The sequence below is a fragment of the Methylobacterium tardum genome, assembly GCF_023546765.1.
In the GTDB taxonomy this organism is placed as follows: Bacteria; Pseudomonadota; Alphaproteobacteria; order Rhizobiales; family Beijerinckiaceae; genus Methylobacterium; species Methylobacterium tardum.
This window is the reverse complement of sequence record NZ_CP097484.1, coordinates 6,811,140-6,829,135: the sequence shown is the minus strand read 5'-3', so window position 1 is coordinate 6,829,135 and position 17,996 is coordinate 6,811,140. Positions and strand designations below refer to the sequence as shown.

Sequence of the window (17,996 nt, the reverse complement as noted above, 5' to 3'; positions counted from 1 at the left end):
GGTTTTGGCGCAGCCCGGCTCGCGCAAAGGGACAGGTGCTTTAGTACGGCCGATCGGAAAAAGCGAGCGGCGGTCATAGCTTGGCCGTAACGTCCGTGGTCGCGGCCGATCTGACGCGGTCCCGCCGCCTCGCGCGTCGTCAAGGGCGCCGCTAATGTGGCGGCGGACACGGACGGCGCTCGCAACGGGGGAGAGTGCGCGGATGAGCGAGACGATCGAGACCGGATCTGGACCGGGCGGTCCGGCGCGGCCGCTCCCGGCCGAGGCCGCGCCGTTCGACGCGATCGGCCTGTCGCGCACCCTCCTGCGCAGCATCCGCTCCGGTGCACTCGCGACGCTCGATCCGGACGGCACGCCCTTCGCCTCGCTGGTCACCATCGCCACCGACACGGACGGCACGCCGCTGATGCTGCTGTCGCGGCTCTCGGCACATACCCGCAACCTGCTCGCGGATCCCCGCTGCTCGCTGCTGTTCTCGCAGGGCGGGAAGGGCGACGCCCTCGCCCATCCCCGGCTGACCGTAGTCGGGCGCGCGACCCAGACTACCGACGCCCGTGCCCGGGACAGGTTCCTGGCCCGACACCCGAAGGCCAAGCTCTACGCCGACTTCCCGGATTTCGGCTTCTTCGCCCTCGATCCGTCAGCCGGCCACCTCAACGGCGGCTTCGCCAAGGCGGCGACGCTGACGCGGGACCAGCTGCTCCTCGATCTCGCCGGCGCGGACGCGGTCGTCGCGGGTGAGCGCGGCGCCGTGGAGCACATGAATGCCGATCACGCCGATGCGCTGGCGCTCTACGCCGCCGGATCGGGTGCGGAAGCCGGCCTGCCCTGGCGCCTCACCGGCCTGGACCCCGAAGGCATGGACCTGATGGCGGGCGATCGCACCGCGCGGGTCCTCTACCCGGAGCGCGTCACCGACATGGGTACGCTGCGCAAGAGCCTGGTTGCCATGGCCGCGCAGGCACGCGCGACCGGCACTGAGGCCTGAGAGCGCAAGGACTTCACGAAGGGGCATGGCGAAAAGTCGCTGGATGCCCCATATCGGGCCCATGAGTGAGACGCAGACAGATACCTACCCCTTCAGCCTCGATGTGGAGCCGGTCGGCGAGAGCGGCTCGTTGTTCCAGTGGAGCATCCGCAAGCACGGCAAGCTGCACCAGCGCTCGGACCGGAAGCATCCGACCGAGGCGAAGGCGCGCTCCCACGGCGAGGCCGAGATCGAGCGCCTGATCCGCGACCGCGGCCGCTGAGCAGCGGTTCGCTCGTCAGCGCCTGACACGTCCTTGTCCCGGGGACCGGCCTGTGCCGGCCCCCGTTCTTTTCGTGTCTTGCCCGACCGGACCCGTTTCGGCCGTCATGCCGGGGCGGCGTCGCGGAGCCCGGGATCCGGATCCGCCAACGCGCCAAGCCTGTCACCGACGGTGCGTCCGGATTTCGGGCCCTACCGCGCAGTCCCGGAATGACGGTGGATGCTTCAACCGGGCTTCGCATCCTCGTCGGCGCTTAGGCCGCGCTTGGCGCCTCCCCGCCGCGCTGCTATCTCGCGCGGGAGCCGCCCCATCCGAACACGTCCCGACGTCAGACGGTGCGCGCCGGCGCGCGCCGAACGGAATGCCGATGACAGCCCCGATCGACACCATCCGCAACTTCTCGATCGTCGCGCATATCGACCACGGCAAATCGACCTTGGCGGACCGGCTGATCCAAGCCACCGGCACCGTCGCGCTGCGCGACATGAGCGAGCAGATGCTCGACTCGATGGATATCGAGAAGGAACGCGGCATCACCATCAAGGCGCAGACCGTGCGCCTGGAATACAAGGCTGAAGACGGTAAGGACTACGTCCTGAACCTGATGGACACGCCCGGCCACGTGGACTTCGCCTACGAGGTCTCGCGCTCGCTCGCCGCCTGCGAGGGCTCGCTGCTGGTTGTGGACGCCTCCCAGGGCGTGGAGGCGCAGACGCTCGCCAACGTCTACCAGGCGCTCGACGCGAACCACGAGATCGTCCCGGTCCTCAACAAGGTCGATCTGCCGGCCGCCGAGCCGGACCGGGTGAAGGAGCAGATCGAGGAGGTGATCGGCCTCGATGCGTCGAACGCCGTGCCGATCTCGGCCAAGACCGGGCTCAACATCGAGGCGGTGCTGGAGGCGATCGTCACGCGCCTGCCGCCGCCGAAGGGCAAAAGCGACGCGCCGCTCAAGGCGCTCCTCGTGGACAGCTGGTATGACGCCTATCTCGGCGTCGTGGTGCTGGTGCGGATCATCGACGGCACCCTCAAGAAGGGGATGACCATCCGCATGATGGGCGCCGACGCGGTCTACGGCGTCGACCGGATCGGCGTGTTCCGCCCGAAGATGGCCGATATCGACGCCCTGGGCCCCGGCGAGGTCGGCTTCTTTACCGGCTCGATCAAGGAGGTGGCCGATACCCGCGTCGGCGACACCATCACCGAGGACAAGCGCCAGACCACCGAGATGCTGCCGGGCTTCAAGGAAGTCCAGGCGGTGGTGTTCTGCGGCCTGTTCCCGGTGGACGCGGCCGAGTTCGAGAACCTGCGCTCGGCCATGGGCAAGCTCCGCCTGAACGACGCCTCGTTCTCCTACGAGATGGAGAGTTCGGCCGCCCTCGGCTTCGGCTTCCGCTGCGGCTTCCTCGGGCTGCTGCACCTGGAGATCATCCAGGAGCGGCTGGAGCGCGAGTTCAACCTCGACCTGATCTCCACGGCGCCGTCGGTGGTCTACCGCCTCAAGATGCGCGACGGCGAGATCAAGGAATTGCACAACCCGGCCGACATGCCGGACGTCATGAAGATCGAGACGGTCGAGGAGCCCTGGATCCGCGCCACGATCCTGACGCCGGACGAGTATCTCGGCGGCGTGCTCAAGCTCTGCCAGGACCGGCGCGGCGTCCAGATCGACCTCAACTATGTCGGCAAGCGCGCCATGGTGGTCTACGACCTGCCGCTGAACGAGGTCGTGTTCGACTTCTACGACCGGCTGAAGTCGATCTCAAAGGGCTACGCCTCCTTCGACTACCACGTGTCGGACTACCGCGAGGGCGACCTCGTGAAGATGTCGATCCTGGTGAATGCCGAGCCGGTGGACGCCCTGTCGATGCTGGTCCACCGCACCCGCGCCGAGTCGCGCGGCCGGGCCATGTGCGAGAAGCTGAAGGACCTGATCCCCCGCCACCTGTTCCAGATCCCCGTCCAGGCGGCGATCGGCGGCAAGATTATCGCCCGCGAGACGATCAAGGCTCTGTCCAAGGACGTCACCGCCAAGTGCTACGGCGGCGACATCTCGCGCAAGCGCAAGCTCTTGGACAAGCAGAAGGAAGGCAAGAAGAAGATGCGCCAGTTCGGGCGCGTCGAGATCCCGCAGGAGGCGTTCATCGCGGCGCTCAAGATGGACGATTGAGGCGCGCCATCGTTGCGAGCGGAGCGAAGCAATCCAGCTGCGCGACGCTCGCCGACGGCCCGCTGCCCTGGGTTTGCTTCGCTCCGCTCGCAGTGACGGTGGTAGGGCTTATCCCGGCGGCAGCACGTCGATCTGGATGCCCGAGTAATACGCCGCGAGATTCGCAATATCGGCGTCCGACAGCTCCTTCGCGACCACGTTCATGATCTCGTTCTGCCGCTTGCCGTCACGATACTCGGTGAGCGCCTTGACGAGGTAGGGCTCGACCTGCCCGGCAAGGTTTGGAGCCTCCGGCAGCTTCGAGAGCCCGTCCATGCCGTGACAGGTCTGGCAGGCGGTCGCGCGCTTCTTGCCCGCGGCGGCATCCCCGGCCTGGGCCGCGAGCGGGACGAGGGTGGCGATCAGGACGAGAAGCGGACGAATCATCATCAAACTCGGATTTCGCGACGGCACTCTCCTCCCCCTTGTGGGGAGGAGTTGGAGGTGGGGGTGGTGCAGGAGGCACCGCAGCGCCTTACCCGGAACCACCCCCACCCTCGGTCCCTCCCCGCAAGGGGGAGGGAAGAACCCCCTACTTCTCGTACGAGATCCGGTAGATCGCCCCGGCCGAATCGTCGGAGACCAGCAGCGAGCCGTCGAGCATCACCGCGACGTCCACCGGGCGGCCGAGATACTCGCCGTCGCCGGTGAGCCAGCCCTCCGCGAACGGCTTGACCGACTCGACCTTCCCATCGGCCCCGAGCTTGGCGAACATCACCCGGGCGCCCACCGGCTCGGTGCGGTTCCACGAGCCGTGCTCGGCGATGAAGATCCCGCCCTTGTAGGCGGCCGGGAACTGCTTGCCGTTGTAGAAGGTCATGCCGAGATCGGCCGCGTGGGGCGGTAGCTCGGCCATCGGCGCGACGGCATCGGCCGGCGGGGCCGGTCCTTGTACTCGACCGTGCGGACCGAGCCGCCGCCGAACCACGGGAAGCCGAAGGTCTCGCCCGCCTTGGTGGCGTGGTTCAGCTCACCCGGCGGCTTGTCGTCGCCCATGCCGTCGACCTGGTTGTCGGTAAACCAGAGCGTCTTGTCGGTATTGAAGTCCATCCCGACCGAGTTGCGGATGCCCGTGGCGTAGACCTCACGGTTCTTGCCGTCGGCATCGATGCGGATGATGCCGCCGATGCCGGTCTTCTTGTAGAGGTCCATCTTCTCGGCGGGCGGCACGTTGTAGGGCTGGCCGAGCGCGATGTAGGTCTTGCCGTCCGCCCCGACCCGGCAGACCCGGGCGGTGTGGTTGAAGCTCTCCTCGGCGGCCGGGATCAGCTCGCCCTGCTTGACCAGCACGCCGGCGGCGACGTCCGGGTTCTCGTAGAAGAACTCGGCGGCCGGGAAGGCCAGCACCCGGTTCTGCTCCACGACGGTGAGGACGCCGTCCTTCGAGAAGCAGACGCCGTTCGGGATCTTGAACTCGATGCCGGGCGCGAAGGGGCGGACCTCGTCGGCGACCCGGTCCTTGTCGCGGTCGGTCACCGTGTAGATCTTGCTCTTGCGCGTGCCGACGAACAGCACCCCGGCATTGGGACCGACCGCGATCGAGCGGGCATCCGGCACGACGGCGTAGAGATCGATCTTGAAACCGTCGGGCAGCTTGATCTTCGACAGGTTCTTGCGGATCGCGTCGGCCCGCCGCCCGGTCTGCGGGACCTCGGCGGCGGCCTGAGTGTTGGTGCTATGGAAGCCCTGGAGCTTCTCCAGATCGTCGGTCTTGGCCTTGGTCTCGGCAGGGGCGGCGCCCTGCGCCAGGGCGGGCAGCACCGCCGCCGGCATGGCCACGCCCGCGAAGAGCGCAGCGAGAAGCAGAGATCGCATCGATGAATTCCTCCCGGCGGCCCTTGAACCAGGGCGTCGCCGAGAGGCAACGATAGGGGCGCGGCAGGGGCCGGCAAGCCGCAGCGGTGACGCGGCTCAAGCCCTGTCGCCTGCCACAGAGCCTCCCGTTGGCGCCTCGGTGGAGCCGAGCCGATCGAGCCGAATCGGCTTCAGGCGACCTTGCGCGGAACGAGGCGCTCGCTGCCCAGCGCGGCATCGGCACCCGACACACCCGCCTCGGTGTACTCGGCGTCCTCGTTGACCCGCCAGACATCGTGCCGGCGCCGGCCGCAGAGGATGTTCTCCACGGTCAGCATCGCGGTCATCATCGCGTGGTCCTGGTTGTTGTACTTGTGCATGCCGTTGCGGCCGACGAGGTGCAGGCCCGGGAAATCCCGCTCCAGCTCCCGCCGCACGGTGGCGACGTGGGCCGCATAATCCTCGTCGTAGACCGGGTAGGCCTTCGGCTGGCGGACCACGCAGGCATCGGCGACGTCGGCCGGGTCGATCAGGCCGATCTGACCGATCTCGCGCTTGGCGAGCGCCACCAACTCGGAATCGTCCGCGTTCCAGAGGCCGTCGCCCTCGAAGCAGAAATACTCCAGGCCCAGGCAGGTATGGTCCGAGTCCGGCACCATCTCGGGCGACCACGAGCGGAAGTTCTGGACACGGCCGACCTTCACCGACGGATCGTGGATGTAGATCCAATTGTCGGGGAAGTTCTTCTGCGACTTGGCGATCAGCGCCACGGTGAGGAAGTCGCGGTACTTCAGCGCCCGGGCGTTGAAGGTGCTCAGCGGCCGCGGCCGGATCGCGTCGACCAGCTCCCGCACCGGCGCGGAGGAGATCACGTGCCGCGCCGTGAAGGTCTCACGGCTGCCGTCGGCGCTGCGGGCCGCCACCGTCCAGATGCCGGTGGCGGCATCGTAGCTGAGGGAATCGACGCCGCGGTCGAGGTGGAGCTTCCCGCCCTGAGCCTGGATCTTGGCGGCGGCCGCCTCCCACATCATGCCGGGTCCGCGGCGGGGATAGCGGAACGATTCGATCAGCGTCTTGATGACGGGACCGCCGGTCTTGACCGGCTTGCGCAGGCCGAGCGAGCGCTTCAGCCCGTCGCGGATCGCCGCGCCGAGATCCAGCCCCTTGATGCGCTGCGCGGCCCAATCGGCCGAGATCGCGTCGCACGACATGCCCCAGACCTTCTCGGTGTAGGTCTTGAAGAAGATCGAGAACAGGCGCTCGCCGAACTGGTTGCGGACCCAGGCGTGGAAGGTCTTCGGGTCCTGAGTCGGCCGCAGACGCGCATAGAGGTACGAGGCGACGCAGGCCGCGCTGGTGAGCAGGCCGAGATTCCGGAGCGCCTCGAAGGCCTTCAGCGGGTAGGCGTAGTACCGGCCGCGATAGTAGATCCGCGACAGGCGCGGCCGCTCGATGAAGTCGTTGGGGAGGATCTCGTCCCAGAGATCGACCACGGCCTGCGACTTGGAGAAGAACCGATGGCCGCCGATGTCGAACAGGTAGCCGTTGTACGAGACCGTGCGCGAGATCCCGCCCACCTGAGCGGGATCCCGCTCCAGGACAGTGACGGACCGACCCTGCTTCGACAGCAGGTAGGCGGCGGTGAGGCCCGCGGGCCCCGCGCCGATCACCAGCGTCTCGGTGTGGTGGCTCATCCCCTGCTCCGGCGGTTCGTGGGTCGCACGACGCGCGAAGCGCCGACCTGCCGGGAGCATGGGTCTTCGTGGTTAAGGAATCGCTGGCAGATCCATCGGTGTTGCGCCGACCGATAGGGTCAGCGGCTGCGCCGAATAGCGCTCGTGAGCGCGGCAGAGAGCGGTCATGCTTGACGCCGTGTTAAGTCCGCCTGACCGACGATGCGCGCCAAGGCACCCGCCGCCCGCTCAGGGTGACCCATCGTGACCGCCTCAGCGCAGACCAGCACCCGGGCGCTCCCCGCCTCGGCAGCCGCACCGTCCTCTGGATCGTCGTCGGACTGTGCGTCGCGATGATGAGCACGCCAGAGGCCGTCTGGAATACGATCCAGCACCTCCGCGTGCCCGACCCTGACGATGCCATGCGCCTCGTCGGGGTCCGTGATCTCGTATCCGGCCAGGGCTGGTACGACACCGTGCAGCACCGATTCCTGCCGCCGGACGGCGTGCCGAGCCACTGGTCGCGCCTCGTGGATGCGCCGATTGCCGCGATGATCCTGGCACTGACGCCGCTCGCGGGCCCGGCACTGGCCGAAGGCGTGACGGCTGCGCTGTGGCCGTTGCTGCTGTTCGGGCTGTACGGCTGGGTGCTCTACCGCGGCGTCCGGCACAGCTTCGGCGAAAGGGCCGCCCTTCTGGCGGTCATTGTCGCAACCCAGACATTCGGGGTCACGATCCAGTTTCAGCCGGGACGTGTCGATCACCACAACGTCCAGATGATCGCGCTGCTCGGTTTGGCCGTCTGCATGATCCGCGGTGGCTTCCGATGCGGGCTGATCGGCGGCGGTTTGGCAGCGCTGTCGCTGGCGATCGGGCTGGAGGGCCTGCCCACCGTCGCGATGGCGGCCCTGTATCTGGTCGGCGACTGGTGCCTGCGTGGCCGGCCTGCGCGTCCGACGCTGACCGGGTTCGGCTTCGGGCTCGGGGCGGCGGCACCGCTCCTGTTCGCCGCCCAGACCTCACCCGACCTGTGGGCCGTCCCGCGATGCGACGCGCTCTCGCCACCCTGGCTCCTCATCGCGTCGGCCGGCCTGATCTTCGTCCTTGCAGCCCGTTGGGTCGGCGACCGCCTCGCCACGATCGGCAAGCGCGTGACCCTGGCGGCGCTGTGCGGCGCGATCCTGCTCGGCGGCTTCGCCTTGGTGTTTCCGGCCTGCCTGGGTGGGCCGTTCCCGGGCATGCCGCCCTTGGTGCGCGACCATTGGCTGCTGACGGTCAACGAGATGGCCTCGGTGCGGAAGCTCGTCGCGCAAGGCCAGTGGGAAGCGTTGGTCTTCCACCCAGTCGTGGCGCTCGCGAGCCTCACCGCCGCCTGGATGGCGTGGCGCGGCCGCGCGCGGCGCGCTTGGTCGGTGGCGGCCGTGTTCCTGTGGCCCGGCCTGATCCTCGGTGTCTTCCAGTTCCGCGGCCTCTACATCGCCGCCGGCTTCGTGCCGCTGGTCGCGGGTGCCGTGCTCGATCGCGCCCTGACGCAGGCGGCCGAAACCGGAACCGGCATGCGCCGCTGGAACTTCGCGCTCCTCGGGGGCGGGATGGTGAGCACGCTCTGGATGGCGCCCGCGCTCCTGGGCGAGGTTCTGCTCCCGGGCTCGCGCACGGCGCCCGATCCCGGCGGCGCCGCGGCGTGTCAGAGCGATGCGGCGCTGAGGCCGCTGGTGGCCCTGCCGCCAGGCACAATCCTGGCGCCGATCTTCCTGGGACCGTCGATCCTGCTGCGCACCCCGCACAGCGTCGTGGCCGCTCCGTATCACCGCGCCATCCCGGGTCTCACGGCGGCGATCGAGGGTCTGGGCGGCACCGAGGCGGACCTCGATCGCGTGCTGACGGCGTTCCGGATCCGTTATCTCATCGCCTGCCCGACCCGGCCGGCCGACGACCTCCAGGCTGAGCCGGCCTTCGCGACGCGGCTCGCCCGCGGCGCGGCGGAATCCGACCGGCTCGCACCTGTGGCTGTGTCCGGTCCGCTCAAGGTCTGGGAAGTCACGCGCTGAGCGTCAGAGCAGGCGGCGGTCGAGCCGGATGATCCGGCACGGATCGCCGGCCCGGGCGGGCGGCTCGTGCGGCGCACGGATCAGCAGCGCCTCGGAGCGGCCGAGCACCGCCAGCATCGAGGAATCCTGACGCTGCTCGGGCGTCGCCACGGGCAGCCGGCTCGGCTCGATGGCGAGGCTCGCCCGCATGTAATCGGCGCGGCCGTCATTGGCCGGGAGATCGCGGCCGAGCGTCGCCGGCTCGCTGCGATCAGCCCCGGCTTGAGGGTCGCCCTGGAGCGCGCGGATCGCCGGCACCACGAACAGCAGGCCGCAGACGATGGACGAAACCGGGTTGCCGGGTAGCCCGATCACCAGCATGTCGCCGAGGCGGCCGTGCATCAGCGGCTTGCCGGGCCGGAGCGCGACGCGCCAGAAGCCGAGTTCCAGCCCTTCCCGGGCGAGCGCCGCCTGGACGAGATCGTGATCGCCGACCGAGGCGCCGCCGAGCGTGATCAGCATGTCGGCCCGCGCCGCGCGCGCGCGCCGGAAGGCGTCTTCCAGGGCGCCGTGATCGTCCGCCGCGATGCCCAGATCGATGATCTCGGCCCCGGCCTCCGCCGCCAGGGCGGCGAGCGCGAGGCTGTTCGACGCGACGATCTGGTCCCAGGCCGGCGTCGCGCCGGCCTCCACCAACTCGTCGCCCGTCGCCAGGATCGCGACCCGGGGCTTGCGCCGGACCGGCAGGCGCGGGTGGCCGGCCGCGGCCGCCAGGGCCAGGCGGCGGGCATCGAGGCTGAGGCCCGCGGTCAGCAGGGTGGCGCCGGCGGTGAAGTCCAGGCCGGCACGGCGGATGAAGCGGCCGGGCTCGACCGCTTCGAGGACACGGACAACTCCGTCCTCGGCGCGCGCATCTTCCTGTATCAGGATCGCGTCGGCGCCGTCCGGAACCGGTGCACCGGTGAAGATCCGCACCGCCTCGCCCGGTCCGATGCGCCCCGAGAAGCCGTGACCGGCCGCGCTGGTGCCGATCAGCCGCAGGCTGGCCTCGGCACGATCGGCATCGGCGCTTCGCACCGCGTAGCCGTCCATGGCCGAGGCGGGGAACGGCGGCTGGGTCCGCGACGCGACGATGTCGGCTGCGAGCGTGCGGCCGGCAGCCTGAGCCAGCGGCACCGTCTCGGCCTCCACCGGGCCGGTGACGCTCGCCAGGACCCGCGAAAGCGCCTCGGCGACCGCAATCAGGCCGCTCATACAGCAGGGGCCCGGTAGGCGCCGGACCGGCCGCCATCCTTGGCAATGAGCCGGATGCCCTCGATCCGCATGCCGCGGTCCACGGCCTTCACCATGTCGTAAACGGTGAGACACGCCACCGAGACGGCGGTCAGCGCCTCCATCTCGACGCCGGTCGGGCCCTGGACCCGGACCTCGGCGGCGATGCGCAGGCCGGGCAACGCGTCGTCGGGCTCGATCTCCACCCGAACCTTCGACAGCAGCAGCGGGTGGCAGAGTGGGATCAGCTCGTGGGTGCGCTTGGCCGCCATGATTCCGGCCAGCCGCGCGGTGCCGATCACGTCGCCCTTCTTGGCGTCGCCCTCGCGGATCAGCGCCAGGGTCGCGGGCTCCATCACGATGCGGCCCTCCGCCCGGGCGGTGCGTTCGGTGGCGGGCTTGTCGGTGACGTCGACCATATTGGCCGCGCCGCTTGTGTCGAGATGGGTGAGCGTCGTGCCCGGCTGCATCGCTCAGCCCTTCTTCCGGGCCTTGCCGCCCTTGGTGTCGGCGCCTTTGGCCGCGCCGACACCGAACAGCAGCGCCCGGGTCGCCTGCGTGACGTCGGCCTGACGCATCAGGCTCTCGCCCACCAGGACGACGCCGAGGCCGTTCTCCTGCAGGCGCGCGACGTCGGCATAGCCGCCGATGCCGCTCTCCGCCACCGCGATCCGGTCCTCCGGAATGCCGGGTGCGAGGCGGATCGCCGTCTCGAACGAGACCTCGAAGGTCTTGAGGTTGCGGTTGTTGATACCGATCAGCGCCGTGCCGAGCGGGACCGCGCGCGCGAGCTCGGCCTCGTCGTGCACCTCGACCAGAACATCCATCCCGAGGAGATGGGCCGTCTCCACGAGCGCGACAGCCTCGTCGTCGCCGAGGCAGGCCATGATGACGAGGATGCAGTCGGCGCCCCAGGCCCGGGCTTCGTAGACCTGGTAGGGCTCGAACAGGAAATCTTTGCGCAGGACCGGTAGCCCGCAGGCGGCGCGCGCCTGCGTCAGGTATTCCGGTCGCCCTTGGAACGACGGCTCGTCGGTCAGGACCGACAGGCAGGTGGCGCCGCCCGCCGCGTAAGCGGCGGCCAGGGTCGCGGGATCGAAATCGGCCCGGATCAGACCTTTCGAGGGCGAGGCCTTCTTCACCTCCGCGATGAGCGCCGGGCGCCCCTCGGCACGGTGAGCGCGGATCGCCGCCGCGAAGCCGCGGACCGGATCGGCCTGCGCGACCTTGCGCTCGAGCTTGGCGAGCGGCACGCGCAGCTTGGCTTCGGCGATCTCGCGGCGCTTGTAGGCCTCGATGCGGGCCAGCACGTTCGGCCGCTCGGGCGGCGCCTCCGCGCCGGTCTCGTGGGTCGCCTCTTGCGTGAGCGAGCTCATCGGCCCTCCTGCCCATTGGAGCGGTCGTTCGAGGCTTGGACGAGGCGGGCGAGGGTCGCCCGAGCCGCCCCGGAATCGACCGCATCCTGCGCCCGCGCGAGTCCATCCGCCAGGGTCGGCGCCCGACCCGCGACGACGAGTGCCGCCGCTGCATTGAGAACCGCGATATCCCGGTAGGCGTTGCGTGCCCCCGCCAGCACGGCTTCGAGCGCCCGGGCATTGTCGGCCGGATCGCCGCCACGCAGCTCCTCGGGCGCGCGCAGCGGCAGCCCGAGGTCACGGGGATCGATGGTGAAGCGGGTTATCCGGCCGTCCTCCAGGGCGACGACCCGCGTCGGCCCGGTGACGGTGATCTCGTCGAGCCCGTCGGACCCGTGGACGGTCCAGACGCGGCGGCTGCCGAGTTCGGCCAGAACCCGTGTCAGCGGCTCGGCGAGCGCCTCCTGGGCGACGCCGAAGAGCTGGTAGGCGACGCCGGCCGGATTGCTCAGCGGTCCCAGCAGGTTGAAGATCGTGCGGACCGGCAGCTCCGAGCGGACGGCGGCCACGTGGCGCATGGCCGGGTGGTGGGCCTGCGCGAACAGGAAACACAGCCCGGCCTCGTCGAGGCAGCGCGCACGGCTCTCGGCATCGAGCCCCAGCCGGACGCCGAGGGCCGCCAGCACGTCTGCCGCGCCGGAGCGCGACGTCGCCGCGCGGTTGCCGTGCTTGGCGACCGGCACGCCGCAGGCCGCGACCAGGATCGCCGCCAGAGTCGAGACGTTCACGCTCCCGGAATGGTCGCCGCCGGTCCCGACCACGTCGATAGCGGTCTCCGGCGCCGCGACACGGGTCATGCGGGCGCGCATCGCCTCGGCCGCGCCGACGATCTCCTCGACGGTCTCGCCGCGCACCTTGAGGGCGGCGAGGAACGCGCCGGCCTGGACGGGCGTCACCTCGCCCGACAGCAGGTCGTCGAACGCGGCGCGCGCCTCGGCGCGGTCGAGGGCGAGGCCCCCGGCGACCTTCGCGAGATGGGGTCTGAAGCTGTCCATAGGTTCTATCGGAGGGCCGCCCCGGCCTCCGGGCGTCAATGCACGTCGGCGCGGGTCCTGTCACGCGCCGCGTTCCAGGCCGCGGCGAGATCCAGGAAGTTCTTCACGATCTCCGTGCCGTGCTGCGAGCGGATGCTCTCCGGATGGAACTGGACGCCGTGGAGCGGGCGCTCGACATGCTCCAGGCCCATGATCAGGCCGTCCGCCTCGGCGGTGACGCGGAGCGTCTCCGGGCAGCTCGCGCGATCGACCACGAGGGAGTGGTAGCGCGTCGCCTCGAAGCTGTCGTTGAGGCCGCGGAACAGGCCGCGCGCGCCGTGGCGGATGGTGGAAACCTTGCCGTGCAGCGGCAGGGGCGCCCGCACCACGTCGCCCCCGAAGGCCTGGCCGATCGCCTGGAGCCCGAGACAGACACCGAAGATCGGGATCTCCTCGGAGAGATCCCGCACCACGTCGAGGCAGATCCCCGCCTCGTTCGGCGTGCACGGGCCGGGCGAGAGCACGATCGCATCCGGCGCCTTGGCGCGGATCTCCGGGACGGTGAGGGCGTCGTTGCGCACGACATCGATCGCGCTGCACAGCGGCCCGATGAGATGGACCAGATTCCACGTGAAGGAATCGTAGTTGTCGATGACGAGGACGTTGGACATCGCGGCGGCACGCTCGGGCATGCAGGCGATGTGACCGCTCGGGACGATGGGGTCAACCGTGCGCGGCGCGCGCCTCCCAGCCGAAGACCTCATCCTGAGGTGCGGCGCAGCCGCCTCGAAGGAGGGCTCCAGGGATCGCGCGGCCGGCTGGAGGCCTCCTTCGAGGCTTCCGCTGCGCTCCGGCACCTCAGGATGAGTGCGTGTTCGGGAGGGGCCGGAGCCCAGTGCTCTACTGCCCGCGCTTCGCCTGCGCGGCGAACCGCACCGCCTCCTCGGCGGCCCGGAACAGGGCCTTGGCCTTGTTGACGCATTCCTGCTGCTCGGAGGCGGGATCGGAATCGTAGACGATCCCGGCGCCAGCCTGGACGTGCATCCGCCCGTCCTTCACCACAGCGGTGCGCAGGACGATGCAGGTGTCCATCTCGCCGCGGGCGCCGAAATAGCCGATGCAGCCGGCGTAGGGGCCGCGCTTCTCGCGCTCCAGCTCGTCGATGATCTCCATGGCGCGCACCTTCGGGGCCCCCGAGACGGTGCCGGCCGGAAAACCCGCCGCCAGGGCGTCGAGCGGGTCGTGACGCGGGTCGAGGTCGCCCTCGACGTTCGACACGATGTGCATGACCTGGCTGTAGCGCTCGATGAAGAACGAGTCGGTCACGCGGACGCTGCCGATCCGCGAGACGCGCCCGGCATCGTTGCGCCCGAGGTCGAGCAGCATCAGGTGCTCGGCCCGCTCCTTGGGGTCGGCGAGGAGTTCCTCCGCCAGAGCCGCGTCCTCGGCCGGCGTGGCGCCGCGGCGGCGCGTCCCGGCAATCGGCCGGACCGTGACGGTGCCCTCGCGGACCCGCACGAGGATTTCCGGCGAGGAGCAGACGATCTGGAAAGCCTCGAAGTCGAGGTAGCAGAGGAACGGCGCCGGGTTGGTGCGGCGGAGCGACCGGTACAGGCTGAAGGCCGGGAGCGTGAACGGCGCCGAGAAGCGCTGGGAGAGCACCACCTGGAAGACGTCCCCGGCGACGATGTACTCCTTGGCCCGCGCCACCATGGCGAAGAATTCGTCGGGAGACGTGTTCGAGACCGGCTCCGGATGGGCCACCGCGGAGAGGTCGATCCGCGCCTCGATCGGCAGCGGGCCCTCAAGGGCGGCCGCCACCCGGTCGAGGCGCTGGAGCGCGTCCTCGTAGGCCGCCCGGGCCGCAACGCCCCCTGAGGGCCGCACCGGCGAGACCACGGTGATGAGGTCGCGGATCGAGTCGAAGACCACCATCACCCGGGGCCGGATCAGGATCGCGTCCGGCACCCCGAGGGGATCGGGATTGGGCTCCGGCAGCCGCTCCATGGCGCGAACCATGTCGTAGCCGAGATAGCCGAACAGGCCGGCGGCCATCGGCGGCAGATTCTCGCCCTCCGACGCGCCGATCGCGCTCTCGGCGATCAGGGCCCGCAGGCTCGCGAGCGGCGCCCGGTCGTCGGGCTCGAAGCGCGTCAGATCGGCACCGCGCGCGATGGCGGCGGCGCCGTCGCGGCAACGCCAGACCAGGTCCGGATCGAGGCCGATCATCGAGTAGCGCCCGCGGACGGCGCCGCCCTCGACCGATTCGAGCAGGAAGGCCGATCCCGCGTGCCGGGCACGCAGCTTCAGGAACGCCGCCACCGGCGTCTCCAGATCGGCCACGAGGCTCAGCGCGACGAAGCTCGGCTGGCCGGCCTCGTAGCGTTCAGCGAAGGCCGCGTAATCGGGAGCCTCGGCCATGCCTCAATACTCGCCGCCGATCGCGCGGCGCAGGGCCGGCGCATCAATCTTCACGCCCGCGTTCTTCTGAACCTCGGCGATGTACTGGGACAGCACGTCGTCGGCGAGCGCGGCCTGGAAGTTCTGCGTGATCGTCCGGTCGCTCGGGCTGTCGGCGACGAAGGCCGGCATCGTCGCGGCCGTGACCTTGAAGACCGCCCGGGAGTCGTTCGCCGCCGCGGTCCCGGCCTTGCCGACGGGCGTGGCGAAGATCAGGTTGACGTCGTCGGTCGTCAGCATGTCCCTGGCCTGGTTGCGGGCCAGATCCTGCACCTCCTGCGAGTTGACGCCGACCTCCTTGGCGACGTCCTCCAGGGACTCGCCCTTGTTGAGCTTCTCCGTGAGCTCGCGCCCCTTGGCCTGCAGGCGCTTGGCGATCTCGGCGGCGGTCCAGCCGGCCTTCACGCCGTCCTTGACCTGATCGAGCGGCTTGTCGTGGGCGGGGTCGATGTTGGTGACGTCGTACCAGACATAGCCGCCGGCCTTGGTGCGCAGGGGCTCGTTGTCGCCGCCGATTTCGGCACGGAACAGGGCCGGGAGGGTCGTGTCCGGATCGGGAATGTCGCCGACCTTCCGGCCCTCCGGATCCTTGCCGTTGGGATCGACAGCCTTCACGGACACGAGCTTGAGCCCGCGCTCGGCCGCGATGTCGGTGAGCGGCTTGGCGCCGGCGCGCTGGTCCTCGATGGCGTCGCGGGTCGTCTCCATCGCGTCGCGGGCGCGGGCCAGGGCGAGGCCCTTGCGGATCTCGCCTTCGACCTGCTCGAACGGCTTCACGGTCCCCGGCTCGATCTTGGTCACGCGCAGGAGCACCGTCCCGAAGCGGCCCTGGACCGGCTGGCTCACGCCGCCCTCCGGCAGCGCGAAGGCGGCATCGCCCACCGCCTTGTCGAACAGCTCGCTCTTGGTGAGCGTGCCGAGGGTCAGATCCTTCTTGTCGGTGCCCCGCTCGGTCGCGACCGCCTCAAAGGTCTTGGAGCCGTCCTCGATCGCCTTGCGGGCGGCCTCGGCGGCGGCGCTGTCGGGGAACACGATCTGCTGGATCGTGCGCTTCTCCGGGCTGCCGTAGCGATCCTTGTTCAGCCCGTAGGCGGCGCGGGCATCGGCATCGGTGATCGCCTCGGGCTTGGCCATCGCTTCCGGATCGACCACCAGGAGATTGGCGGACCGGAATTCGGGGGCGCGGAAGCCGGACTTGTTGGCGTCGTACCAGGTCTTCAGTTCCTCGTCGGTCGGATCCGGGATCTGCCCCGCCGTCGAGGGCGTCAGCATCAGGTAGGACGCCGCGCGGCGCTCGGTCGTGTAGCGGTGGACCGCCTCGCGCAGGGCGACCGGTACGTGCAGGTCGGACGACACCGCCTCGGCGAGCTGGAGCCGCGCGATCACCGCGCGCTGCTCGCGCACGAACATCCCCTCGTTCAGGCCGGCGCGCTGCAGGGTCTGGTAGAACAGCTGCGGCTCGAACTGGCCCTGCTGGTTCTGGAAGCTCTTCTCGTCGTGGATCGCCCTGATCACCGAGGAATCCGGGACGGCGAGGCCCAGGTCATGGGTCTTCTGATCGAGGGCGGCCTCGGTGATCAGCTGGGACATCACCTGCCGGTCGAGGCCGAGCATCCGCGCCTGGTCGGGGGTGAGCGCGCGCTTCAGCTGCGCCTGATAGCGCTGCATCTGATTCTGATAGGCCGACCGCACCTGCTCAGCGGTGATCGGCGTGCTGCCGACGGTCGCCACGTTGTTGCTGGCGCCGCCCCGGAAGAACTCCTCGACGCCGTAGATGCCGACGCCGGCGATCAGCAGCGTGAAGACGACCGTCAAGACGATCTTGCCGAGCCAATGCTGGCTCGCGTTGCGGATGCCCTGAAGCATGGTCTGTGATCGAATACCTTCAGCGGCCGATCCGTCGCCGGACCGGCACTCTCCCTGAGAGCCGACCGCGATAGACCATTCGCGTCCACAGGCAAAGGCTCGGGCGCCGCACTCCGTTTGCGCGCTCAAGCTCGCTCTGGTAGGCCGCGACAACTTCGGAACAGCCGCGGCGGAAAGAGGGCGGGAATGACGCAGTCGGGGCGCAGACCGCTGGTCGCCGGCAATTGGAAGATGAACGGCACGCGGGCGTCGATCCAGGTGGTCGAGGCGATTCGCGAGCGCCTCTCGCCGGACCTCGCCGCCCGCATCGACGTGCTGATCTGCCCGCCCGCGACCCTGATCGGCTCCTGCGTGGCCGCCGCCGCCGGCTCCCCGATCGCCATCGGCGGCCAGAACCTGCACGCCCGCCCGAGCGGCGCCTTCACGGGCTCGATCTCGGCCGAGATGCTCGCCGATCTCGGCGCCAAGTACGTGATCGTCGGCCATTCCGAGCGGCGGGCCTACCACCACGAGACGGATGACGGCGTCCACGCGAAGGCGCTGGGCGCGCGCCGCGCCGGCCTGTGCGGCATCATCTGCGTCGGCGAGACCATCGAGGAGCGCGAGCAGGGCCGCGCCCTCGACATCGTCCGCGCCCAGCTCGCCATCGGCCTGCCGAAGGGCGCGACCGCGGCCGACACGGTCATCGCCTACGAGCCGGTCTGGGCGATCGGCTCCGGCCGCACCCCGACGCCGCGCGACATCGCCGAGGTCCACGCGTCGCTCCGGGAGATGCTCGACAAGCTCGTCGGCGACGAGGCGCAGAAGATCCGCATCCTCTACGGCGGCTCGGTGAAGCCCGGGAACGCGAAGGAACTCCTGTCCGTCGACAACGTCGACGGCGCCCTGGTCGGCGGTGCCAGCCTCGTGGCTGAGGATTTCCTGGGGATTTGCGCCGCCTATTCGTGAGCGGGCCTGCGCGCCGTCCTCACGAGCCGGAACGAGGCACAGGTCAAGGACCTACCTCCCGATCGCGCGACTATCCGCGCCGTCATTCCGGGGCGCCGAAGGCGA

General features: G+C 69.9%; 14 protein-coding genes and 1 pseudogene. 5 read left to right on the top strand and 10 right to left on the bottom strand.

Annotated features, from left to right (window positions below):
• The first annotated feature begins 202 nt into the window (after positions 1-202).
• From M6G65_RS32805 to lepA, 3 genes are all read left to right on the top strand, one after another.
• On the top strand, positions 203-988 hold the full coding sequence (locus M6G65_RS32805; protein ID WP_238194398.1) for a HugZ family pyridoxamine 5'-phosphate oxidase: 786 nt from the start codon (positions 203-205) through the stop codon (positions 986-988).
• Positions 989-1,049: 61 nt separating this feature from the next.
• Positions 1,050-1,250, top strand: a complete 201-nt coding sequence (locus tag M6G65_RS32800; RefSeq protein WP_091714603.1) for a hypothetical protein — start codon at positions 1,050-1,052, stop codon at positions 1,248-1,250.
• 367 nt (positions 1,251-1,617) lie between these two features.
• On the top strand, positions 1,618-3,420 hold the full coding sequence (lepA, locus tag M6G65_RS32795) for a translation elongation factor 4 (RefSeq protein ID WP_238194397.1): 1,803 nt from the start codon (positions 1,618-1,620) through the stop codon (positions 3,418-3,420).
• Positions 3,421-3,528: 108 nt separating this feature from the next.
• Here the strand turns inward: lepA and M6G65_RS32790 are convergent, their stop codons facing one another.
• The 3 genes and pseudogenes from M6G65_RS32790 to M6G65_RS32780 all read right to left on the bottom strand — a co-directional run bounded on the left by M6G65_RS32790 (position 3,529) and on the right by M6G65_RS32780 (position 6,947).
• Entirely contained in the window at positions 3,529-3,846 is a 318-nt protein-coding gene (locus tag M6G65_RS32790) for a c-type cytochrome (protein WP_238194496.1), read from the bottom strand.
• A 145-nt stretch (positions 3,847-3,991) separates the two neighbouring features.
• A pseudogene (locus M6G65_RS32785) lies at positions 3,992-5,274 on the bottom strand (PQQ-dependent sugar dehydrogenase).
• Positions 5,275-5,444: 170 nt separating this feature from the next.
• Positions 5,445-6,947 (bottom strand): NAD(P)/FAD-dependent oxidoreductase, encoded by a 1,503-nt coding sequence (locus M6G65_RS32780; protein ID WP_250103393.1) that lies wholly within the window; start codon positions 6,945-6,947, stop codon positions 5,445-5,447.
• 332 nt (positions 6,948-7,279) lie between these two features.
• Here M6G65_RS32780 and M6G65_RS32775 point away from each other — a divergent pair, with 332 nt between their 5' ends.
• The gene (locus M6G65_RS32775; protein WP_250103392.1) at positions 7,280-8,977 is read left to right on the top strand and encodes a hypothetical protein; all 1,698 of its coding nucleotides are present in this window, start codon (positions 7,280-7,282) and stop codon (positions 8,975-8,977) included.
• 3 nt (positions 8,978-8,980) lie between these two features.
• Here the strand turns inward: M6G65_RS32775 and M6G65_RS32770 are convergent, their stop codons facing one another.
• The 7 genes from M6G65_RS32770 to M6G65_RS32740 all read right to left on the bottom strand — a co-directional run bounded on the left by M6G65_RS32770 (position 8,981) and on the right by M6G65_RS32740 (position 16,943).
• The gene (locus tag M6G65_RS32770; RefSeq protein WP_238194394.1) at positions 8,981-10,210 is read right to left on the bottom strand and encodes a molybdopterin molybdotransferase MoeA; all 1,230 of its coding nucleotides are present in this window, start codon (positions 10,208-10,210) and stop codon (positions 8,981-8,983) included.
• Positions 10,207-10,698, bottom strand: a complete 492-nt coding sequence (moaC, locus tag M6G65_RS32765; protein ID WP_238194393.1) for a cyclic pyranopterin monophosphate synthase MoaC — start codon at positions 10,696-10,698, stop codon at positions 10,207-10,209. Before moaC ends, M6G65_RS32770 begins: the two co-directional genes overlap by 4 nt.
• 3 nt (positions 10,699-10,701) lie before the next feature.
• Positions 10,702-11,604, bottom strand: a complete 903-nt coding sequence (gene trpC, locus M6G65_RS32760; protein ID WP_250103391.1) for an indole-3-glycerol phosphate synthase TrpC — start codon at positions 11,602-11,604, stop codon at positions 10,702-10,704.
• A complete protein-coding gene (trpD, locus tag M6G65_RS32755; RefSeq protein ID WP_250103390.1) occupies positions 11,601-12,638 on the bottom strand; it encodes an anthranilate phosphoribosyltransferase in 1,038 nt (345 codons plus the stop codon). Before trpD ends, trpC begins: the two co-directional genes overlap by 4 nt.
• Positions 12,639-12,673: 35 nt before the next feature.
• The gene (locus M6G65_RS32750) at positions 12,674-13,288 is read right to left on the bottom strand and encodes an anthranilate synthase component II (protein WP_238194390.1); all 615 of its coding nucleotides are present in this window, start codon (positions 13,286-13,288) and stop codon (positions 12,674-12,676) included.
• 229 nt (positions 13,289-13,517) lie between these two features.
• Positions 13,518-15,038 carry an anthranilate synthase component I gene (trpE, locus tag M6G65_RS32745; protein WP_238194389.1) on the bottom strand — a complete coding sequence of 507 codons (1,521 nt, stop codon included), beginning with the start codon at positions 15,036-15,038 and terminating at the stop codon, positions 13,518-13,520.
• 3 nt (positions 15,039-15,041) lie between these two features.
• Complete coding sequence (locus M6G65_RS32740; protein ID WP_238194388.1) at positions 15,042-16,943, bottom strand: peptidylprolyl isomerase; 1,902 nt, start codon at positions 16,941-16,943, stop codon at positions 15,042-15,044.
• Positions 16,944-17,129: 186 nt separating this feature from the next.
• On the opposite strand from M6G65_RS32740, the gene tpiA reads away from it, so the two are divergent.
• Positions 17,130-17,891, top strand: a complete 762-nt coding sequence (gene tpiA / locus M6G65_RS32735; protein WP_192706776.1) for a triose-phosphate isomerase — start codon at positions 17,130-17,132, stop codon at positions 17,889-17,891.
• Positions 17,892-17,996 lie beyond the last annotated feature (105 nt).